18 protein-coding genes are annotated in these 21,658 nt (G+C 70.0%); 6 read left to right on the top strand and 12 right to left on the bottom strand.

Translation table 11 applies throughout. The features are described 5' to 3' along the window. Nucleotides 1–209 precede the first annotated feature (209 nt). Nucleotides 210–1,163 (top strand): hypothetical protein, encoded by a 954-nt coding sequence (locus tag QL985_RS08525; RefSeq protein ID WP_259905963.1) that lies wholly within the window; start codon nucleotides 210–212, stop codon nucleotides 1,161–1,163. Between the two features lie 128 nt (nucleotides 1,164–1,291). Further along, nucleotides 1,292–1,483: a CsbD family protein gene (locus QL985_RS08530; RefSeq protein WP_019309710.1), complete on the top strand. Its 192-nt coding sequence runs from the start codon at nucleotides 1,292–1,294 to the stop codon at nucleotides 1,481–1,483. Nucleotides 1,484–1,556: 73 nt separating this feature from the next. Here QL985_RS08530 and QL985_RS08535 read toward each other — a convergent pair whose 3' ends face one another. Further along, nucleotides 1,557–2,921, bottom strand: coding sequence for an MFS transporter (locus QL985_RS08535; RefSeq protein ID WP_259905964.1), 1,365 nt, complete (start codon nucleotides 2,919–2,921; stop codon nucleotides 1,557–1,559). Between the two features lie 122 nt (nucleotides 2,922–3,043). Here QL985_RS08535 and QL985_RS08540 point away from each other — a divergent pair, with 122 nt between their 5' ends. Then, nucleotides 3,044–3,367 carry a putative quinol monooxygenase gene (locus tag QL985_RS08540; RefSeq protein ID WP_259905966.1) on the top strand — a complete coding sequence of 108 codons (324 nt, stop codon included), beginning with the start codon at nucleotides 3,044–3,046 and terminating at the stop codon, nucleotides 3,365–3,367. Between the two features lie 13 nt (nucleotides 3,368–3,380). After that, nucleotides 3,381–4,364, top strand: coding sequence for a BadF/BadG/BcrA/BcrD ATPase family protein (locus QL985_RS08545; RefSeq protein ID WP_259905968.1), 984 nt, complete (start codon nucleotides 3,381–3,383; stop codon nucleotides 4,362–4,364). Nucleotides 4,365–4,529: 165 nt separating this feature from the next. On the opposite strand, the gene QL985_RS08550 is transcribed toward QL985_RS08545, so the two are convergent. From QL985_RS08550 to thpR, 5 genes are all read right to left on the bottom strand, one after another. Beyond that, nucleotides 4,530–5,705, bottom strand: a complete 1,176-nt coding sequence (locus tag QL985_RS08550) for an acyl-CoA dehydrogenase family protein (protein WP_259905970.1) — start codon at nucleotides 5,703–5,705, stop codon at nucleotides 4,530–4,532. 57 nt (nucleotides 5,706–5,762) lie between these two features. Then, nucleotides 5,763–6,932, bottom strand: a complete 1,170-nt coding sequence (locus QL985_RS08555; RefSeq protein ID WP_259905972.1) for a CoA transferase — start codon at nucleotides 6,930–6,932, stop codon at nucleotides 5,763–5,765. A 136-nt stretch (nucleotides 6,933–7,068) separates the two neighbouring features. After that, entirely contained in the window at nucleotides 7,069–8,301 is a 1,233-nt protein-coding gene (locus QL985_RS08560) for a M20 family metallo-hydrolase (RefSeq protein ID WP_259905973.1), read from the bottom strand. A gap of 210 nt (nucleotides 8,302–8,511) precedes the next feature. Then, entirely contained in the window at nucleotides 8,512–9,762 is a 1,251-nt protein-coding gene (locus QL985_RS08565; protein WP_259905975.1) for an MFS transporter, read from the bottom strand. 34 nt (nucleotides 9,763–9,796) lie between these two features. After that, nucleotides 9,797–10,393, bottom strand: coding sequence for an RNA 2',3'-cyclic phosphodiesterase (gene thpR / locus QL985_RS08570; protein WP_259905976.1), 597 nt, complete (start codon nucleotides 10,391–10,393; stop codon nucleotides 9,797–9,799). A gap of 180 nt (nucleotides 10,394–10,573) precedes the next feature. Between thpR and QL985_RS08575 the strand changes: the two genes are divergently transcribed. Continuing rightward, nucleotides 10,574–10,795 carry a hypothetical protein gene (locus QL985_RS08575; RefSeq protein WP_259905977.1) on the top strand — a complete coding sequence of 74 codons (222 nt, stop codon included), beginning with the start codon at nucleotides 10,574–10,576 and terminating at the stop codon, nucleotides 10,793–10,795. A 19-nt stretch (nucleotides 10,796–10,814) separates the two neighbouring features. On the opposite strand, the gene QL985_RS08580 is transcribed toward QL985_RS08575, so the two are convergent. The 5 genes from QL985_RS08580 to nrdI all read right to left on the bottom strand — a co-directional run bounded on the left by QL985_RS08580 (nucleotide 10,815) and on the right by nrdI (nucleotide 17,022). Next, nucleotides 10,815–11,330 (bottom strand): metallophosphoesterase, encoded by a 516-nt coding sequence (locus QL985_RS08580; protein WP_259905978.1) that lies wholly within the window; start codon nucleotides 11,328–11,330, stop codon nucleotides 10,815–10,817. Between the two features lie 103 nt (nucleotides 11,331–11,433). Next, nucleotides 11,434–12,810 (bottom strand): L-serine ammonia-lyase, encoded by a 1,377-nt coding sequence (locus QL985_RS08585; protein WP_059281672.1) that lies wholly within the window; start codon nucleotides 12,808–12,810, stop codon nucleotides 11,434–11,436. 306 nt (nucleotides 12,811–13,116) lie between these two features. Continuing rightward, nucleotides 13,117–14,133: a class 1b ribonucleoside-diphosphate reductase subunit beta gene (gene nrdF, locus QL985_RS08590; protein ID WP_259905979.1), complete on the bottom strand. Its 1,017-nt coding sequence runs from the start codon at nucleotides 14,131–14,133 to the stop codon at nucleotides 13,117–13,119. Between the two features lie 223 nt (nucleotides 14,134–14,356). Continuing rightward, entirely contained in the window at nucleotides 14,357–16,522 is a 2,166-nt protein-coding gene (gene nrdE, locus QL985_RS08595) for a class 1b ribonucleoside-diphosphate reductase subunit alpha (protein WP_259905981.1), read from the bottom strand. Next, a complete protein-coding gene (nrdI, locus tag QL985_RS08600; protein WP_259905983.1) occupies nucleotides 16,519–17,022 on the bottom strand; it encodes a class Ib ribonucleoside-diphosphate reductase assembly flavoprotein NrdI in 504 nt (167 codons plus the stop codon). The genes nrdE and nrdI overlap by 4 nt, the downstream gene beginning before the upstream one ends. A 469-nt stretch (nucleotides 17,023–17,491) precedes the next feature. Between nrdI and QL985_RS08605 the strand changes: the two genes are divergently transcribed. Next, nucleotides 17,492–18,745, top strand: coding sequence for a S8 family peptidase (locus QL985_RS08605; RefSeq protein ID WP_259905985.1), 1,254 nt, complete (start codon nucleotides 17,492–17,494; stop codon nucleotides 18,743–18,745). A gap of 239 nt (nucleotides 18,746–18,984) precedes the next feature. Here the strand turns inward: QL985_RS08605 and QL985_RS08610 are convergent, their stop codons facing one another. Next, complete coding sequence (locus tag QL985_RS08610; RefSeq protein WP_259906391.1) at nucleotides 18,985–21,099, bottom strand: glycoside hydrolase family 15 protein; 2,115 nt, start codon at nucleotides 21,097–21,099, stop codon at nucleotides 18,985–18,987. Between the last annotated feature and the right edge of the window lie 559 nt (nucleotides 21,100–21,658).

The raw sequence follows: 21,658 nt of genomic DNA on the forward strand, positions 1-21,658 counted from the left end.
AGGGGGCTCCGAGCCGGTGGAGCCGGGCGGGTCGTGCGGCGGGGGGCCGGGGCGATTGCTCATGGACACCTCGTGCGTTAACAATGGTGCCGTCATCCTCCCACGAGCCACCCCGGGAGGACATAGGGTGAAGGCATCCCGCATCCACAGTGTGCTGATGGTTGCGGAGTCTTCCGGCTGCCCCCCACTTTGATAGAGGTTCTCGCGTCATGCGCTCCCGCCGCTCCACCGTTCTCGCCGTCCTCTGCGCCTCGTTCCTGCTCGTGGGCTGCAGCTCAGGGGGCGAGACGCAGAGCGGCGAGAACCCCGGAGAGCCGGCGGCGTCGCAGTCCGAGCAGCCCAGCGCCACCCCGACCCCCGAGGAACCGGCGGAGCTGATCGGCGGGGGCACCACCATGTTCCCGGACCGGCGTTTCGTGGCGCTGTACGGGCACCCGGGCACCCCTGGGCTGGGGGCGCTGGGTGAGCAGGGACCCGAGGAGTCCGTGACCCGGGTCAAGGAGCTCGCCAAGAGCTACGAGCCCTACAGCGAGGAGAAGGTCATCCCCGCGTTCGAGATCATCGCCACCACGGCGTCCTCGGAACCGGGCCCCGACGGCAACTACTCCACCGAGTCCACCGTGGAGCAGCTCATGCCGTACGTGGAGGCGGCGGAGAAGAACGACGTCTACGTGGTCCTGGACCTGCAGCCGGGCCAGGCGGACTTCCTCACGCAGGCCAAGCAGTACGAGGAGCTGCTCAAGCGCCCCAACGTGGGCCTCGCGCTGGACGCGGAGTGGCGTCTGGCCCCGGGGCAGCTGCCGCTGCAGCAGATCGGCTCCGTGGACGCTGCGGAGATCAACAAGACCTCGGAGTGGCTGGCCCAGCTCACCCGGGACAACCAGCTGCCCCAGAAGTCGCTGATCCTGCACCAGTTCTCCATGTCCATGATCCAGAACCGCGAGACGATCAACACCAAGCACCCCGAGCTGGCGTTCGTGCTGCACGCGGACGGGCACGGCACCCCGGACCTCAAGACCGGCACGTGGAACGCCCTGCAGGAGGGCCTGCCCGAGGGCATCCGCATGGCGTGGAAGAACTTCTACGACGAGGACACCCCCATGTACACGCCCCAGCAGACCTACGCGCTGGATCCGAAGCCGTGGTTCGTCTCCTACCAGTGAGCGTCCGCCCGTGACGGCCGCGTCCGGAGTGGAGTTCGCCGGGGAAGAAATCCCCGTCCATGTCTTCCCATCGATTGGGCGCGGGACTACATTGTGAGCACCTGTTCGCTCCACGGAAGGAAACGCTTATGGGACTCGGTGACAAGATCAGCAATGCTGCGGAGAAGGCTTCTGGTTCCGCCAAGGAGAAGCTGGGCGACGCCACGGACAACCGCGATCTGCAGGCCGAAGGCGCTGCGGACAAGGCATCCGGTGGCGCCAAGCAGTCCGTGGAGAACGTCAAGGACGCCGGCAAGAACCTCAAGGACGGGCTGAGCTGAGCTCCGCACCCGCAACCTTTCAACCGGAAGGCCCTCGCGATGACCGCGGGGGCCTTTCGCATGTCCGGCCCGCTCAGCGCACCCCGTAGCGGCGGCGGGCGATCACCACGCTGACCAGGGACAGCAGCGCCACTGCGGCGTAGTAGATGCTTGGAGAGGTCAGGGAGCCGGTGGCGGAGATCAGCCACGCGAGCACCAGGGGAGCGAAGCCACCGAACACGGTGACCCCCACGTTGTAGGCGATCGACATGCCCGTGGTCCGGATCGCGGTGGGGAACATCTCGCTCAGCAGCGCGGGCATGGGCCCGAAGTACAGGGCCATAACCAGGCCGAGCACCACCTGCACGGCGGTCAGGGTGGCGACCGTGGGAACGGCCACGAGCCACAGGAACAGCGGGTAGGCGGCCAGCACGCCCACCACGGCTGCCACCAGCATGACCTTCCCGCAGCCCACCCGGTCCGCGAGCCGCCCCACGAACGGTGATCCCACCAGGGTCACGAGACCGGCCACGATCCCTCCCACGTACGCGGCCCACGAGGGAAGGTCCAGGTTCTGGATGGAGAACGTGGGCATGAAGAGGATGGTGTAGACGGACATCGAGGCCAGCCCCACCACCCCGGAGGCGGTGAGCCACCGGCCCGCGGAGTGGACGAGCGTCTGGGCGAGAGGCCCGCGGCGCCCACGCGGCGTCGTCGTCCCCGGGGCCGCTCCCCCGCGGTCGGTGCCGGAGGGCGACGCCGCCCGCGCCCGTTCCTCCTGCAGTGCCTCGAAGTCCGGGGTCTCGTCCATGCGCAGGCGGATGTAGAGGCCCACGGGGCCGATGAGCAGTCCGAACAAGTAGGGCATGCGCCAGCCCCACGAGTACAGGGCCTCCTCGCTGATCAGGGTGTGCAGTCCGAAGCCGAACGCGGAGGCCAGGAACATGGCCACGCCCTGGGTGGCTACCTGCCAGGAGCCGTAGTAGGCACGCTTGTCCGGGGCGTTCTCGATCAGGAACGCGGTGGCCGTGCCGAACTCGCCGCCCGCGGAGAAGCCCTGGATCAGCCGCGCCAGAAGGATGAGCAGCGCGGCCGCGGGGCCGATCATGGCCGCGGTGGGGGCCACGAGCATGATGAACGTGCCCAGCATCATGAGCCCGATGGTGAGCGTCAGGGCAGGGCGGCGACCGTGGCGGTCCGCGTAGGAGCCCAGTACCAGCGCCCCGAGCGGGCGGATGAGGTAGGAGATCGCGAACGTGCCCAGGGTCAGGAGGGTGCCCGTGACCTTGTCCACGGACTCGGACTCGAAGAACAGCTGGGAGATGACCACCGCGAGGGACGAGTAGACGATGATGTCGAACCACTCGAGGGCGTTGCCGATGGACGAGGCCACCACTGCGCGGCGCGCCGTGGCGCGCTGGCCCTGAGTGACGGGGTGCTGGGCGGGTGCGGTGCTCATGCCTGCACGCTAGTCCCCGGGCCGGTGCCACCCGGCTCCCCGTGACGCCGCATGACACCAGCACGGCGTCCTATGCTGGGGCCGGACGCACCACCCCAGCAGACAATCGGAGGAGCAGCGCAGTGATCTTCATCGTGGTCAAGTTCGAGGCCAAGGACGAGTACGTGGAGCGCTGGCCCGAGCTGGTGGCTGAATTCACGGAGGCCACCCGCCAGGAGCCCGGCAACAAGTGGTTCGAGTGGTCCCGCAGCCTGGACAACCCCCACGAGTACGTGCTGGTGGAAGCCTTCGAGGAGGACGCCGCCGAGGCCCACGTGAACTCGGAGCACTTCCGGAAGATGACCGAGCAGTTCCCCCAGTACCTGGTCAAGACCCCGCGCATCATCTCCCGCCAGATCGAGGGCGACGGCTGGGAGGAGATGGGCGAGGTCCAGGTCACGAACTGACCCGGCCACGGCGGTGAGCGCAGAGCCCACGGGACGGGCCCCCGACGGTGGCCTCACGGGGCACGACGGAACCGGCCTCCCGGGCGTCGACGACGCGGGCAGCACGGGCGAGTTCCTCGTGGGCCTCGACATCGGCGGCTCACACACCCGCGGCGTCCTGTTCCGCGGCTGGACACCCGTGCGCGAGGCGCGCTCCGGGTCCGCGAACGTGCAGAACGTCCCCGCGGAACAGGCACGCGCGTGCCTGGCGTCAGTCCTGTCCGAGCTGGGAGCCCCGCCCACCACGCCGGTGGTCGCGGGCTCCGGCGGCGTGGACACCGCGCACGACGCCGCTCGGCTGGCCGGTCTCATCCGTTCCACCGGTTGCCTGGACCCGTCCGCGAGCGTGACAGCCGTGCACGACACCCGCCTGATCCTCGCCGCCGGCGGTCACACGTCCGGGATCGCGCTCATCGCGGGGACCGGCTCGGTGGCTTGGGGCGTGGACGCCTCCGGCCGCGAGGTGCGCTCCGGCGGCTGGGGATATCTGCTCGGCGACGAGGGCAGCGGCTACTGGATCGGCCGGGAAGCTGTGCGCCGCGTGCTGCGGTGGTCCCAGCAGCCCACTGCCGGGGACGAGGGGGAAGCACTCACCCGGATCGTGCTGGAGCACGCCGCAGTGGCCGAGCCCGCCGACCTCATCGGCGCGTTTCACGACCATCCGGACCGGTCCCACTGGGCACGGCTCGCGCGGCCCGTGTGCGAGCTTGCCGCCTCCGGGGACGCCGTGGCGTCCGAGCTGGCGGTGGCGGCAGCGGAGCACCTGGCGGAGCTCGTGCTCACGGTGGCGCGCGCCATGGACGAGCCCCTGCCCGTGGTCGTGGGAGGTGGGCTCACAGGGTCCGTGGTGGGCCTGCGGGTGGCGGAACTACTGCACGAGCAGGGCCTGTCCGTGACCCTCCTGAACCGCGAACCGGTCCGGGGCGCACCGCTGCTGGCCCGCTGCGCCCCGGGCTGACCGCGCGGGTCGAGTCCCGTGGCCCCGCCCTGACCCCCCACGACCGCGACGCATGACGAGGCCCCGAGAACGGCCGGCCCGGCGTCGTCGTTCCACAAGAAAGATGTGTACGCATGAAAAACCGGGTGTCTCCCGAGGGAGGCACCCGGTTCAGCACACACGGACTCAGCGGAACGCGCCCACCCCCGTGAGCTGCTGCCCCAGGATCAGGGAGTGCACCTCGTCCGTGCCCTCGTACGTGCGCACGGACTCCAGGTTGTTGGCGTGGCGCAGCGGCGAGTAGTCCAGGGTGACGCCGTTGCCGCCCAGGATGGTGCGGGCCTCGCGGGCGATCTTGATGGCCTCGCGGCAGTTGTTGAGCTTGCCCACCGAGATCTGGTGGTTCTGCAGCGTGCCGGCGTCCTTGAGCCGGCCGAGCTGCAGGGCGAGCAGGAAGCCCTTGTCGATCTCGAGTGCCATGTTCACGAGCTTCTGCTGCGTCATCTGGTAGCCGGCGAGCGGGCGGTCGAACTGCATGCGCTCCTGCGAGTACGCCAGAGCGGCCTCGAAGGAGTCGCGCGCGGCACCCATGGCACCCCAGATGATGCCGTAGCGGGCCTCGTTGAGGCACGAGAACGGACCGCGCAGACCCTTGGCCTCCGGCAGCATGGCGGAGGCGGGGAGACGGACGTCCGTGAGCTCGATGTCGCACTGGATGGACGCACGCATGGACAGCTTGGCCGTGATGGGCGTGGCCTTGAAGCCCGGGGTGTCGGTGGGGACCACGAAGCCGCGGATCCCGTCGTCGGTCTGCGCCCAGATCACGGCCACCTTGGCCACGCTGGCCAGCCCGATCCAGCGCTTGGCGCCGTTGATGACCCAGTCCTCGCCGTCCTTGCGGGCGAAGGTCTGCATGGAGGAGGGGTCGGAGCCCGCGGTGGGCTCGGTCAGCCCGAAGCAGCCGATGGCCTCACCGGCGGCCATCTGCGGCAGCCACTGCTGCTTCTGCTCCTCGGAGCCCCACTTGTAGATGGCGCTCATGGCCAGCGAGCCCTGCACGGACACGAACGTGCGCAGTCCCGAGTCCCCGGCCTCCAGCTCCGCACCGGCCAGGCCGTACTCCACGGCGGAGCGGCCCGCGCAGCCGTAGCCCTTGAGGTGCATGCCCAGCAGACCCAGCTTGGCCATCTCCGGCACGATCTCGAGCGGGAAGACGGCGTTGTCGTACCACTCGGCGATGTTCGGCTTGATCGCGGTGTCCACGAACTCGCGCACCGTTGCGCGCAGCGCGATCTCTTCTTCGGACAGCAGGGAGTCGAAGCTCACCAGGTCCATGACGTCCACGGGATTCAGTTCACTCATGGGTCCACTGTATGACTGCGGACACACCGCGCGTAGCCGGGTGCGGAGCCTGATTTCTCACATGTGACGGCCCCGGGGCTCCCGCAACCAGGCCGTCACGGTCTCAGTGTCCTCCCCCAGCTGCGGCGGGGCCACCGTGGGGGACTGCAGCGGCGGGGTCCACTGCGCCGGGTGGCGGAACTGGCGGCCCACGGTCGCGCCCGTGCGGTCCTGCACGTCCACGGTGGGTTCCAGGCCGAGCTCCTCGGCGAGCGCCACGCCCTCGTCGATGCCGCCCACCTTGCCCGCGGGCACTCCCACCTCGGTCAGAGCCTCCTGCCACTCGGATGCGGTCCTCGCGGCCAGGACCCCCTCGAGGAGGGCAGTGAGCTCGTCACGGTTCTCCACGCGGGCGCCGTTCTCGGCGTAGCGCTCGTCATCGGCGGTCTCCGGGATGCCGAGCACCTCGGTGAACTTCCGGAACTGGCGGTCGTTGCCCACCGTCACGGCCAGGGGCGCATCAGCGCACTGCAGCAGCTGGTACGGGACGATCGACGGGTGGTCGTTGCCCATCCGCTGCGGCACCTTCCCGGCCCCCAGGTACGCCTGACCCTGGTTCACCAGCGCGCCCTGCAGGCTGGAGAGCAGACTGACGTCGATGTGCGCGCCGCGACCCGTGCGGCGTCGTCGTTCGAGCGCTGCGAGCGTGCCGATGGTGGCGTCCTTGGCGGTGAGGACGTCCACGAGCGCGACGCCGGCCTTGGTGGGCTCGCCGTCCGCGCGGCCGGTGATACTCATGAGCCCGCCCACGGCCTGCACCAGGAAGTCGTAGCCGGCCAGGTGCGCACCGCCCGCCGTGCCGAAGCCGGACACGGACACGAAGACCACGCCGGGGTTCTCCGCGGAGATCTCGTCGTAGCCCAGACCCAGCTTGGCCATGCCGCCGGGCTTGAAGTTCTCCACCACCACGTCCGCGCGCAGGGCGAGTTCACGCGCGAGCTCCCGGCCCTCGTCCTCCCGCAGGTCCAGGCACACGGACTCCTTGTTGCGGTTCACGGACTCGTAGTACGTGGGCCCGGTCTCGGAGAACGGCGGCCCCCAGTGCCGGGTGTCGTCCCCGCTGCCGGGGCGCTCCACCTTGATCACGCGCGCACCCAGGTCCGCCAGCGTCATGGTGCACAGCGGCCCGGCGAGCACACGCGAGAAGTCGGCGACGAGCACGCCGTCCAGGGGCAGGGGATCGGTCACGGGGTCCTCCTCGGATCGGGGTTTCTCCCCACTCTATGACCGGGGCCACACCTGCTGGCGCACGCCTGCGGTTCCGGGGGACGACGACGCCGCCCGCGCCCGCTCCGCGCCACCTCACCTCATCGTGAGCGTTGACTCACCCCAGCTCCCCCTGCGCCACCCGCCGCAAGGTGGCCGTGAGCATCTGCAGCCCCGCGAGCATGTCCTCGTCCGAGGTGAACTCGTACTCGTTGTGCGTGATGCCCTTGTGAGACGGCACGAACAGCATCACCGTGGGCAGTACGTCCTTCACGTTGGTGGAGTCGTGGCCGGCGAGCGTCATGATCCGGGTGTGCGGCAGGTCCAGCTCCGTCACGACCTCCTGGGCAAGGGCCAGGCCCTCCGGGGCGTACTCCAGCACGTCCCACGCGTGGCGGTTCACGGTCTGGATCTCCACGTTCGCGGCCCGCGCCGCCTCCTCCACCTCCCGGGCGAAGTGCTCGTCCGCGGCGGTCAGGCGCTCGGCGTCCGGGCTGCGGAGGTCGATCACGAGCCGGGCCTCGCGGGCCACGGCCACCGGGGAGTTGGGTTCGATCAGCAGCTCCCCGCAGGACGTGATGACGTCGTGCTCCAGTGCCACCCTCCGGGCCGAGGCAATCAGCAGGGACGCCCCCAGCAGCGCGTCCTTACGATCCTCGATGAGCGTGGACCCGGTGTGCGCCTGCTCCCCGAGCACCAGGAACTCGTACTTGCGCACGCCCCACGTGGCCTCCACCAGCCCGATGGTGAAGCCGTCCTCCTCCATGGACTTGCCCTGCTGGATGTGCAGCTCCACGTAGGCGGTGGCCTCCGGGATGCTGTCCTCCCCGCGCTGGCCGAGGGCGTCCAGCGCCTCCCGAACGCTCACTCCGGCGGTGTCCCGGACTTCGAGCGTCTCCTCCAGGTCCCGCTTGCCCGTGTAGACCGAGCTGCCCATCATGGACGGCTTGAAGCGGCAGCCCTCCTCGTTGAACCAGTTCACGACGCACAGGTTCCGGCTCAGCTCCACCTCCCCGGACGACGCCGCACGGAACAGTTCCGCGCACGCGTGCGCCCCGGCGAGCACGCCGTACGCGCCGTCGAACCGCCCCGCACGCGGCTGCGAGTCCATGTGCGAGCCCACCAGCACGTAGGGCGCGCCGGGCGTGTGCTCGAACAGACCGAACTGGTTGCCGACGGCGTCGTAGTGCACCGTGGCGCCCCGCGCGGTGAGCCAGCCCGCGAACCACTGCCGGTTCAGCCCGTCCGCCTCGGTGGCCGCCTGCCGCTCCACGCCGCCGGACTCCAGCCCGCCGTTGCGGGACATCTGCGCGAACGCGTCCAGGAAGTCGGAGCCGTGCTGCTGGGTCATGAGGGAGCCTCCCGTGGCGCGTCGGAGCGGGGCGGAACCCCGCCGGTGATCGTGAGGCCATGCTACGTGCCGGGTGTGACGCGCATCTCGCGCAGCGCGTGCGCGGAACGCTCGCTCAGCGCAACGCTTGCCGCGGACCTGGGCCCTGCGGCGTCGTGGCGCCCCGGCTCACTGCGGTCGCCCACCGCCACCCCGGACAACGACGCCGCCCTACCCCTCCCGCGGTCGCCGCACCGCTTTCTCCACGCCGCTGGCCACGAGCAGCGCGCACGTGAGCCAGATGGCCCCACCCGGACCGAACGGGGCGGCCACCGCGCCCGCGGCCACGGGGAGGATCACTTGTCCCAGCCGGTTGCCCATGAGCCGCACCGCGAGCGCCGAGCCGCGCCACGTGCCCGGAACGGCGGTGGAAATCAGGGTCATGGTCAGGGGTTGGCCCAGTCCCAGGAAGAACCCGCCCACGGCCAGGAACAGGGCGGCCCACCAGAAGCTGTCCAGGAACAGCGGGGGGACGATCAGCGCCAGCCCGGAGGCCAGCAGGCTCGCGATCAGCAGCGCCCGGCGGGAGAACTTCCCGGACAGCCATGGCAGCAGCAGACGGGAGGCGATCGACGCCAGCCCCCGCACACCCAGGAGCACGCCCACCACGGAGGGGGCCACCCCCGCCTCCTCACCCACCAGGGGAAGGAACGCGGTGAGGATGTCGATCATGGCCAGCAGGGACAGGGACGCCACCATGTTGGACATGACCCCCGGGGCACGGAGGATGCGCAGGACGTCGGGGCGCTCGTGGGCGTGCGGCTCGGTGCCCGCTGCAGCGGCGTCGTCAGGGAGCGCGTTCTCACTGGGACGCTGCGATGCCGGGCCCAGGCGGAAGGCCAGCAGCGGAGCGGCGAGCACCGTGACCATCACGCCGATCCACAGGCTCTCGTTCACGGCCGCCATACGCTCGGGGGAGGCGACGTCCGAGCCGTGGCCCACGATCCACCCGCCGAGTGCGGGACCGATCATCTGGCCCGCAGAGAACGCGGCGGTGAACCACCCGAAGCCCTTGTCCAGGTCCCGGTCCGCGGCGTAGCGGGCAATCGCGGTCTGCCCGCCGATCGTGAAGCACAGGTGGCCCATGCCCAGGACCGCGCTGGCCGCGAAGACCAGCCACACGGAGTTCGCGAGCGCGAGCCCCACGCCGGCCAGCGCCAGGAAACCCACCTCGGCGAGGATCAGCAGACGCAGCTGCGGAATCCGGTCGGACATCCGCCCCAGCCACACGGCAGTGACCAGGGGAAGCAGAGCGTAGGCGGCGGTGGTGAGGCCGATGACCACGGGGTCCGCACCGAGGCCCAGCAGCTTGTAGGACGTGATGGGGCGGAAGAGGTTCAGCCCGGTCTGGGTGAGCACCGCGGCGGCCACCAGGATCCACAGCCACGTGCTGGACCGGGGTGCGCGGGTGATCTGGGCCATGCGCTCCAGCGTAGGGGGTGCGGGTCGAGCAGGATCAGACGCCAGACAGCGAATGCCGCTCCACGGTGGTGTGCAGCGCCCCTCCCGACCGCCCCTCCCCCAGCTCGGAGGCCACCAGCCGGATCTCGCTCACCGTCCACTCCGGGCCCTCGTACACCGACAGTGCGTGCACCACGTGGGCCAGTTCCGGGCCGCTGTGCGCGCGGACGAGGGAGCCGCGGCGTCGTTCTTTGGCCTGACGTGCGCGCTCCGTGCGTGAGGTGCGGGCCACGGTGAGGTGGGCGCGCTGGCGGGCGCGCTCGTCCGGGTCCAGGGAGCACGCGTGCATCAGCTCCGTGAGCTCGGCGGTCTGTCCGGCCACCCCCACCCACAGGGTGGTTCCGGAGAAGGATCCCGCCCCGTGCAGGCTGACCCGCAGGGGCGGGAACGCGCGGGACACCTCCCGCAGGTGCTCCGAGAGGTCCGGCACGGCTCCCTCCGGCTGGTCCCCGTAGAACGCGAGGGTCACGTGCCACTGCTCGGGATCACCCCAGCGCAGGGCGGCGCCCGTCAGAGCGCGCACTTCGGCCATGGCCCGCACCAGGTGCTCACGGGCAGCGCGGGGAGGATAGGCGGCGGCAAAGAGCCTCATGGAACCCACTGTAGGCCGCACCCCGAGGACCCGGGCCGTGCGTGCCGGGACCCTGTCCAGAACGGGCGGCGTTGGCTAGTGTGAACCCACCGCGCGTGCCCGCCCGAGGCACCCGGCCCGACCCGGACCGGAGTCCGCCGGAAACAGGGGGAGCACTGACCGGCCACGAAGGAGACCGACATGTCATCCGCGATGAAGTTCTCGCTCTCCCTCACCCTGGTGGGACTCGTCGGGTTTCTGGCGAGCTACGGGTGGCTGATGCTGGACGCCCGGAACCCGGAGGGCGGGGCGAACATCGGCGCCGGCATGGCCTGTTTCCTCACGGCGGGGCTCGCCGTGGCCGGCCTGCTGTGTCTCCTGGCCACGTACCTGTCCCGGTTCTTCGTGGACAAGAGTGAGTGACCCCCGATCGTGTCCCGTGTCAGCGCTGCGGCAGCTCCACCAGCTCCACCAGCTCCACCGCGGTGAGCGCACCCGCCTCCGCCGTGACCCGCATGTACGTGCAGTGCGGTTGGCGGCGCCGATCCGTGGGGGATCCGGGGTTCAGCAGGCGCATGCCGGAGGGTGCCACGGTGTCCCACGGGATGTGGCTGTGGCCGAACACCAGCACGTCCGTGTCCGGGAACGCCGCGTCCATGCGCTTCTCGCGGCCCTGCTTCGCCCCGGTCTCGTGGGTCATGGCCCAGCGCAGGCCCTCGAGCTCCCACCGGGCGGTCTCCGGCATCTCGGCGCGCAGCTCGGGGCCGTCGTTGTTGCCCCACACGCAGATCAGCCGGCGGGAGCGCTCGCGCAGCGCCTCGAACGTGGCGAGGTCCACCCAGTCACCGGCGTGCACGACGACGTCCGCGGCCTCCACCTCCTCCCACACCTGGGCGGGAAGGTCCTTGGCGCGCTTGGGCAGGTGGGTGTCCGCGAGCAGCAGCAGTGAGGTGGCCATGCCGCCATTGTCCCGGACGCACCGCCACCCGCACCCCGGACATGACGGATCCCCGCCGCAACGCTCCGGCGGGGATCCCCGGGTCAGCGGCGGTGCGGCCCGCTCAGCACTCGATGACGTTCACGGCCAGGCCGCCGCGGGAGGTCTCCTTGTACTTGATCTTCATGTCCGCGCCGGTCTCCCGCATAGTCTTGACCACCTGGTCCAGGGACACCTTGTGGATGCCGTCCCCCTGCATGGACAGCCGCGCGGAGTTGATGGCCTTGACGCTGGCGATCGCGTTGCGCTCGATGCACGGGATCTGCACCAGCCCGCCCACGGGGTCGCACGTGAGCCCCAGGTTGTGCTCGATGCCCATCTCCGCGGCGCACTCCACCTGGCGGACACTGCCGCCCAGCACGGCGCACAGCCCGGCCGCGGCCATGGAGCACGCGGAGCCCACCTCGCCCTGGCAGCCCACCTCGGCACCGGAGATCGAGGCGTTCTCCTTGATCACGATCCCGATCGCCGCGGACGTGAGCAGGAAGTCCACGATCTTGTCGTCGCACGCGTCCTCCATGAAGCGCGTGTAGAAGTGCAGCACCGCGGGGATGATCCCGGCCGCACCGTTGGTGGGGGCGGTGACGATGCGCCCGCCGGACGCGTTCTCCTCGTTCACGGCGAGCGCGTACAGGTTCACCCAGTCCATGCCGTACAGGGGGTCGTTGCCGGGCTCCTTGGCCAGCAGCCGCTTGCGCATCTCCGGCGCACGACGCCGCACCTTCAGTCCCCCGGGGAGGGTCTTCTCCTCGCGGGTGCAGCCGTTCTCCACGCACTCCTGCATCACGGACCAGATGTGCAGCAGCTGCTCGCGGGTCTCCTCCGCGGGGCGCCACGAGAGCTCGTTGGCGGCCATCACCTGGGCGATGGACAGGTTCTCGGCCTCGCAGATGGCCAGCAGCTCGTCACCCGTGCTGAACGGGTACTTCACGGGGGTGGTGTCCTCCACGATCTTGTCCGCGCTGCTCTTGGAGTCGTCCACCACGAACCCGCCGCCCACGGAGTAGTAGATGCTCTCGCGGATGACCTCGCCGGCGGCGTCGTAGGCCGTGAAGCTCATGCCGTTGGGGTGGGTGGGCAGGGACTTGCGGCGGTGCATGATGACGTCCTGCGCACGGTCGAACGCGATGGCGTGCGTGCCGTCGAGGCGCAGCTCGCCCTGCTCGCCCGCGAGCGCCACCTTCTCGTCCGCGAGGTCGGTGTCCACGGTCTCCGGGTCCTCACCCATGAGCCCCAGGATCACGGCCTTGTCCGAGCCGTGGCCCCAGCCGGTGGCGCCCAGGGAGCCGAAGAGCTGGGAGTGGACGCGCGTCACGGAGTCCAGCAGGGCGTCGTCGGCCAGGCCCGCCACGAAGAGCCGGGCGGCCCGCATGGGGCCCACGGTGTGGGAGGACGAGGGTCCGATTCCCACCGAGAACAAATCCAGAACACTGAGTGCCACGTCCACATCTCCCCACTGTCGGACTCCGCGGACGGTGCGGATGGGCCACCGGGAGTCGTGTGATCGTGCGCCCCGGGAGGGTCCGCACGGAACGGATCCACGGTACGTGGGACACCTGGGGCGGGCAACCTCCCCAAAGGGGTGTGCGGGGTGCCCGGACGACGCCGCGGCGGCCGGATCTCCCGTGCTCGGCACCTGGACCCCGGCGCAGCGCACGCCTGCTCCGATGCCCGGTTCGCACCGGGGTCTGCACCGAGGTCCGCGAGGTGAGTCCTGCACGAGTGCCCCGCAGGGGCCGCGGGCCGGTCAGAACTCCCAGTCCGCGTCCGTGGTGTCCTCCCCCTTGCCCATCACGTAGCTGGAGCCGGAGCCGCTGAAGAAGTCGTGGTTCTCGTCGCTGCCCGGGGACAGCGCGGCCAGGATCTCGGGGTTCACACGGGTCTGGTCCGCGGAGAATCGCTGGGGGTAGCCCAGGTTCATGAGCGCCTTGTTCGCGTTGTAGCGCACGAACACCGCCACGTCCTCCATGAGCCCGAGGGGTTCGTACAGCTCCCCCGAGTAGCGCATCTCCAGGTCGTAGAGCGTGTCCAGCAGCTCGACCGTGAACCGGTGCATCTCCTCCTGCTCCGCGGGGCTGCGGGTCTCGAGGCCCCGCTGGTACTTGTACCCCGAGTAGTAGCCGTGCACGGCCTTGTCCCGCAGGATCAGCCGGATCATGTCCGCGGTGTTGGTGAGCGTGGCGTGCACGGAGAAGTGCAGCGGCAGGTAGAACCCCGCGTAGAGCAGCAGCGAGGAGAGCAGGGTGGAAGCCACCTTGCGCTTCAGGGGGTCCTCCCCCACGTAGTGCTGCAGCACCTGCGTGCACCGCCGCTGCAGGAGGTCGTTGCCCACGGCCCACTCGTAGGCCGCCTCGATCTCGGGGGTGGAGGCGAGCGTGGAGAACACGGAGGAGTAGGAGCGGGCGTGCACCGACTGCATGAACGCGATGTTCGTGTACACCGCCTCCTCGTGCTCCGTGCGGGCGTCCTGGATCTGGCAGATCTCCCCCACCGTGGCCTGCACGGTGTCCAGCATGGTCAGTCCGGTGAAGACCCGCATGGTGAGCGTGCGTTCCTGTGGGCTCATGCGCTGCCACGCGGGGATGTCGTTGGACAGCGGGACCTTCTCCGGGAGCCAGAAGTTGGCCGTGAGCCGGTTCCACACCTCCAGGTCCTTGCCGTCGGTGATGCGGTTCCAGTTCACCGGGCGCAGCCGCGCGGACGGGTCCTTCCGGTAGGCCGGCGGGGTGATCGCGTGCTGGGGGTACAGGGGTTCGGTGCTCATGCGGGGTCCGTTCTGTGGTGCGGGTGGCGGATACGTGGCGCGCGGGGCGCGTGCGGTGGGTGCGCCGGCCGCGGGAGCGGCGACGAATGCGGGAGGACGACGGCGCCCGCCCACCCGGGACGGAGACGTCACCCGCAAGCGCGGCGCGGTGGCGTCGGGCGCGGAGCGCGGACGGGCCCGACGCCGCGTGGGCGGCAGGGCTGCGTCGTCCTCAGCAGGGGCGTCAGAGTGCGCAGGACACGCAGCCCTCCACGGCGGTGCCCTCCAGGGCGAGCTGGCGCAGCCGGATGTAGTAGAGGGTCTTGATGCCCCGGCGCCAGGCGTGGATCTGGGCGCGGTTGATGTCCCGGGTGGTGGCGGTGTCCCCGAAGAACAGGGTCAGCGAGAGCCCCTGGTCCACGTGCTGCGTGGCGGCGGCGTAGGTGTCGATGATCTTCTCGGGGCCGATCTCGTAGGCGTCCGCGAAGAACTCCAGGTTCTCGTTGGTCATGTGCGGCGCCGGGTAGTAGACCCGCCCGAGCCTGCCCTCCTTGCGGATCTCGATCTTCGCCGGGACCGGGTGGATGGAGGCGGTCGCGTGGTTGATGTAGCTGATGGACCCGGTGGGCGGGACGGCCTGCAGGTACGCGTTGTAGATGCCGTGCTCGCGCACCGAGTCCCGCAGCCGTTCCCAGTCCCGCACGTCCGGCAGGGCGATCCCGGCGTCACGGAACAGCTCCCTCACCCGCTGGGTGGCGGGCTCCCACGGCTCGGCCACGTACTGCTCGAAGTAGCTGCCGTCCGCGTAGGCGCTGCGCTCGAAACCCTCGAACCGCTCCCCTCGCTCGATCGCCAGCCGGTTGGAGGCGCACAGCGCGTGGAACGCCACCGTGCGGAAGTAGGCGTCCGTGAAGTCGATGCCCTCCTCGCTGCCGTAGTGGATCCGCTGGGAGCCCAGGTAGCCGTGCAGGTTCATCTGCCCCAGCCCGATCGCGTGGGACGCCGCGTTGCCCGCCGCCACCGAGGGCACCGCGGCCACGTCCGTCTGCTCGGACACGCTGCTCAGCGCCCGCACGGCCGTCTCCACCGTGGCCCCGAGGTCCGGGGAGGCCATGGCGTGGGCGATGTTGAGGGAGCCCAGGTTGCAGGAGACGTCGTGGCCCACGCGTGTGTAGCCCAGTGCGGCGTCGTACTCCGAGGCCGTGTTCACCTGCAGGATCTCGGAGCACAGGTTGGACATGTTCACGTGGCCGTCCAGGGGGTTCGCGCGGTTCACGGTGTCCTCGAACAGCACGTAGGGGTACCCGGACTCGAACTGCAGCTCCGCCAGCGTCTTGAAGAACTCGCGGGCGCTGATGGTGGTGGAGCGGATGCGGGGGTTGGCCACGAACTCCTCGTAGTGCTCGCTCACGGACTGGTCCGACAGCGGCACACCCGTCTCCCGCAGCACGTCGTAGGGGCTGAACAGGTGCATCTCCCGGTTCTGCTTGGCGAGCTCGAACGTGACGTCCGGAACCACCACGCCCAGGGAAAGGGTCTTGATCCGAACCTTCTCGTCCGCGTTCTCCCGCTTGGTGTCCAGGAAGGCCATGATGTCCGGGTGGTGGGCGTGCAGGTACACCGCCCCGGCCCCCTGCCGCGCGCCCAGCTGGTTGGCGTAGGAGAAGGAGTCCTCCAGGATCTTCATCACCGGCACCACCCCGGAGGCCTGGTGCTGCACCTTCTTGATGGGCGCCCCGGCCTCCCGCAGGTTGCTCAGCAGCAGGGCGACGCCGCCGCCCCGCTTGGAGAGCTGCAGGGCCGAGTTCACGCCGCGCCCGATCGACTCCAGGTTGTCCTCCACGCGCAGCAGGAAGCACGAGACCAGCTCACCCCGCTGCGCCTTGCCCGCGTTGAGGAACGTGGGCGTGGCCGGCTGGAACCGCCCCGAGACCACCTCGTCCGCGATCCGCGCCGCGAGGGCTGGGTCCCCGCGGCCCAGGAACAGGGCCGTGGTGGCCACCCGCTGCTCGAAGTCCTCCAGGTACTCGGCGCCGTCGAAGCTCGTCAGGGCGTAGGACGTGTAAAACTTGAACGCCCCCAGGAACGTGTGGAACCGGTGCCCGGCCCGGCTCACGCGCTCGTGCAGCCGCACCACGAAGCCCGGCTCGTAGGCCCGCAGGAAGTCCTCCTCGTAGTACTCGTGGCGGATCAGCCACTCCAGCCGGTCCCACACGGAGTCGAAGTACCGCCTGCGGGGTGCCACGTGCTGGGACAGGTACGCCGCCACCGCCTCTCGGTCCTTCTCGAACTGGATGGAGCCGTCCGGGGCGAACAGGTTCAGCTGCGCGTTCAGAGCGTGGTGGTCCTGGCGTTCGCCGATCCCCCGGGGTGCGGGCTGTGCTGACAGGGGTGGTGCGGTGGTGCTCACGCGGTGTCCTTCCGGTGGGTGGGTGCGGGTGGCTGCGCGGACCAGAACTCGCGCAGTCCCTCGGTGACCCGGGCGACGTCCCGGTCCGTGCCGAGCAGCTCGAAGCGGTACAGCTCCGGCACGCGGCACTTCGCGGAGACAATGGGCCCGGCAATGCAGTAGTGCTCGCCGAAATTGGTGTTGCCGGAGGTGATGACCCCCCGGATCAGGGACCGGTTCACGGGGTCGTTGAGGAAGTGGACGACCTGCTTGGGGACCGCCCCGGCGCGCTCTCCGCCGCCGTAGGTGGGCAGCACCAGCACGTAGGGCCGGGCCACCCGGATCATGCCGTCCACGCCGGGGCGCAGGGGGATGCGCACGGCTACCCGGTCCAGCCGCTCCACGAATCGGCGGGTGTTCTCGGAGACGCTGGAGAAATAGACCAGGTCCGGTGAGCTGTGGGGATCGAGGTCCTGGAATTGCAGGGGGCCGCTGCGGGTCCCCGCACTGACCGCACTCATCTCGCCATCACGTCTTCCTGTCCGCTCACGGCCGTAGCACTACATGTAGTGCTACGGCTCCGTTGTGCCTACTACATCTAGTAGTAGCACGCCGAGTCTCACCGTGGTACGTACAGACGTAAAAATTATTACGTGATAACGAACACTGCAGCACGCGGAAACTTTGAGCCCCACTAAGCATGAGCATTGGCAAATACTTCACGGCGGAGCTGCGCAGGAAAACAATGGCCGAACGGCCAACAGAACTGGCCGTTCGGCCATTGTTTTCCCGATAACGATCGGATTACGGTGATATGGCACTCGCTGACCCGTCCCTGACCTGCGGTGATGGTCGTCCAACGGTGGCAGGGAGCGCATTCTGTACCCGCCGGACCCGTGGCACTGCCCCCGGGACCAGCGTGTCCTTGTCAGCAACGGCATTCCCGGCATGTCCGCCGGGTGTCCCACGAACCTGATCGAAGGTCCTCCCATGCACAAGAAGAACGCGATTCTCGCCACCGCCGCCGCGGCCGCCGTGGCCCTCGGCACCGTCTCCCCCGGCGTGGCCGCCCCGCCCGCGGCGACCACCGTGGACGCCACCAACCAGCAGGCCCAGGTCCTGGACGTGACCGGCGGCGAGTACGTGGTCATGCTGGAGCTGCCCACCATCGACTCCAAGATGCCCAAGGGCATGGCCGGCGCGGCGGGCAAGAACGCCGTGGCCAGCACCACCGAGAAGCAGGTGGACAAGTGGCAGTCCAAGGGTGTGAAGGTCAAGCAGGAGTTCAAGAGCATCGGCGGGTTCACCGCCGACCTGACCCCCGCCCAGGTCAAGGCCCTGGACGCTGACCCCGCCGTGGCCGTGGTGGAGAAGAACAAGACCGTCCGCGCCAGCGCCACGCAGTCCGGCGCCACGTGGGGCCTGGACCGCTCCGACCAGAAGGACCTGCCCCTCAACGGAACGTACTCCTACAACGCCACCGGCGCGGGCGTCACCGCCTTCATCATCGACACCGGCGTGCGCGCCTCCCACTCCGAGTTCCGGGGCCGCATCGACCCGGGTGTCACGGCCGTGGACGACGGCCGCGGCAGCAGCGACTGCAACGGTCACGGCACGCACGTGGCCGGCACCACCGCGGGCTCCCGGTACGGCGTGGCCAAGGGCGCGGACGTGGTCCCCGTGCGTGTGCTCGGCTGTGACGGCACGGGCTCCACCGCGGGCATCGTGGCCGGCATGGACTGGGTCTCCTCCAACGCGAACGGGCCCTCCGTGGCGAACATGAGCCTGGGCGGAGACGTCTCCGCCGCCATGGACAACGCGATCGCGCGGATGTCCCGCGCCGGGGTGGTTCCGCTCGTGGCCGCGGGCAACGACTACGCCAACGCCTGCTACTACTCCCCGGCGCGCGCCTCCTCGGCGATCACCGTGGGCTCCACGGACCGCTGGGACCAGCTCTCGGAGTTCTCCAACTGGGGCTCGTGCGTGGACATCCTGGCCCCCGGCACGGACATCACCTCCGCGTGGCCCTCCAGCGACTCGGGGACCAACACGATCTCCGGCACCTCCATGGCCACGCCCCACGTGGCCGGTGCCGCGGCCCTGTACCTGCAGCAGCACCCCAACGCGAGCGTCTCCGAGGTGGAGCGCGCACTCAAGAACACCGCGACCCCCCGCACCATCGACTACGTCAACGGCTCGCCCAACCTGATGCTGAACACCTCGGCACTCACCGGCAGCCGCTGATCCGCCCTCCCGCGGCACCCGGTCTCAGACCGCCGGGTGACCCGTGAGGTCCTGCGGCGCGGCACGCGGGAGTTCGTCCAACGCCCCGCCACCGCGCCCACGGAGAAGGCCCACCCCGCTCGGGGTGGGCCTTCTCCGTGCTCCGGGTTCTCACGCGCCAACACCCCGCGCTCCTTGTGCCACCGTCCGGTGCGCTGGCCACCCGGCGGACGACGACGCCGCGGTACCCGGTCCCTGCCTCACCCTGCCGCGCGGAGGGCCTGCTCCAGGGCGTCCGCGGCGCGGATCAGACCCAGGTGGCTGAACGCCTGGGGGAAGTTGCCCGCGAGACGGTGCTGAGCGACGTCGTACTCCTCGGAGAGCAGCCCGAGGTCCGAGGCGAAGCCCGCAGTGGTGCGCATGAGCTCCCGTGCGTCCTCCAGGCGGCCCGAGCGCGCGTACTGCTCCACGAGCCAGAAGGTGCAGATCACGAACGGGTACTCGTGGCCGGAGAGCCCGTCCATGGACTCCCCGCCACCGGTGGTGCGGTAGCGGCGCAGCTGGCCGTGCTCGTCCTGCAGATCCTGCTCGATCCGCGCCACGGTGCGCAGCATGGCGGGGTGGTCGGGCTCGATGAACCCGGTCTGCGGCAGCTGCAGCAGGGAGGCGTCCACCTCGCGGTTGGCGTAGGTCTGGGTGAAGATCCCCAGCTCCTCGTCGTAGCCCTTCTCCCAGATCTCCCGGTGCAGCTCGTCCCGCAGCCGGGTCCAGCGCTCCACGTCCCCGGTGAGTCCGTGCTCCTTCACCGCCCGCAGGCCCTCGTTGAACGCGGCCCACATCATCACGCGCCCGTGCGTGAAGAAGTGGGGCTCGCCGCGCATCTCCCAGATCCCGTTGTCGGGGGTGTCCATGCGCAGCTCGCAGAAGGACATGAGGTTGCACTGCAGGCCCCACGAGTAGTCGTTCTCCTCCTGCCCGGCGTCCCGCAGGGTGGCCAGCGCCATCATCACCTCACCGGCCACGTCCGCCTGGTACTGCCCCTCCGCGCCGTTGCCGATCCGCACCGGGCGGGAGTCCTCGTAGCCTCCCAGGTGGTCCAGCTCGCGCTCGGTGAGGTTGCGGCGGCCGTCCACCCCGTAGAGGATCTGCAGCTGGTCCGGGTTGCCGGCCACGGCGCGCAGCAGCCAGTCCCGCCACAGCAGCGCACCGTGCTGGTGACCGCGCTGCACGAGGGCGCTGATGGTCAGTGCGGCGTCCCGCAGCCACGTGTAGCGGTAGTCCCAGTTGCGGGATCCGCCGAACTCCTCGGGCAGCCCCGCCGTGGGGGCCGCCACGATCCCGCCGGTCTCCGAGTGGGTCAGGGCGCGCAGCACCAGCAGGGAGCGCTTGACGATCTCGTGGTACTCGCCGTCGCAGTCCACTGCGGAGGCCCAGTCCTCCCAGAACTCGTGCGTGACCTGCTGCGCACGCTCCGGGTCCGCGGGGACCAGCAACTCGCGGTAGGACTCGCTCCAGGTGAGCACCCAGTCCAGCTGCTCCCCGGCGTCCAGGCAAAAGGTGCCGCGGTGGCCGCGACGCAGCCCCTCGAGAACCCGGATGTCTGCGCCGGGGCCGTGGGCGGCGTCGTGGTCCACGGCCACGTCCTGGCCGTCCCGGCCCAGCTGGTAGGGCTCCAGGGGCGGGCCCGTCAGAAGGAGCGCATCCGGACCGGCGACCGCGAGCAGCCCCTGCCCGGAGCAGTCCTCCGCCCGGGCCTGGTGGGCGGCGTCGCGGACGCGCTCCCGGAAGTGGCGGTACCACCGCGGGGCGCGCCCGGTGCTGACGTGCTCTCCGTCCGCGCCCACGTGGGAATCGGAGGCGGTCTCCTCCCCCGGAGCGCGCTGCTGACGCTGATCGGGTGAGTGCGAAGCACCAACGGGGTGTGGACCGGTGGGTGTGTGACCCGCGGACTCTCCCGGGGCGGCCTCGGGGGACAGGTCCACGTGGCGGACCCACGGGGTGATCTTCCCGTAGTCGAAGCGGAAGCGGAGATCGTGCGCCACCTCCACCGTGCCCTCCAGGCACTTCACGCGGCGCACCAGGTCCGCGTGGTCGTCACTGGGCGGGAGGAAATCGGTCACGAGCACCCGGCCCGTGGGAGTCTTCCACTCCGTCTCCAGGATGAACGTGTTGGGCACGTAGCTGCGGGAGACCACTTCACCGTCCACGGCGCTGAGCTTCCAGCGCCCGTTGTCCTCATCCCCGAGCAGTGCGCAGAACACGGCGGGGGAGTCGAAACGCGGGAAGCACAGCCAGTCGATGCTCCCCTCCCGGGAGACCAGGGGTCCCGTGTGCAGATCGGCCAGCAGGGCGTAGTCCTCCAAGGGGGTGCTCATGAGCGACATTGAAGCACCGGTGCCTGAGGGCACCGTCAACGGCAGGTGAGGGCTGTCAGGCAACACCCCCTCGCGGGGGCTGGCTCGGCCCTGAGCTTGCGGTGACGACGCCGCCCCGGTGGCGCCCCCGTCTCCGACGACTTGTAAACCTCGCGGGCGCTCGATACGTTCTCACCCCCAAGGCCAATCACGGCACCATCGAGGAGGCATCCCGCATGGCCATCTACTCGAACCGCTGCCGGGAGAACGTCGGTGACGGCCGTTGCCAGCTGCTTTTGCGGAGAATCGGGGAGGCATGAATCACAACAGGCCCTTGGTGCTGCTCATCGCAGGTCTCTCTGTGTGCGCGGCCCTGACAGTGCTGATGATTCCCGCACTGCTCTCGGGAGACCTGCCAGTCCCCGTCTGGATTTTCTGGGTTCTCGTGGGGATGTCAGCAGCGTGTGCTGCGGGGATCATCGTGAATCGCCACAGGGGCACCTGAGCGCTGACCGCGCCAGTAGTTCTGGCACTCCAGTGCGCCGGGCCGTGAGCGGGCCCGCAGTCCGCGCACCGCCCC

Source organism: Kocuria sp. APC 4018 (genome assembly GCF_030407675.1).
GTDB classification, from domain to species: Bacteria; Actinomycetota; Actinomycetes; order Actinomycetales; family Micrococcaceae; genus Kocuria; species Kocuria rhizophila.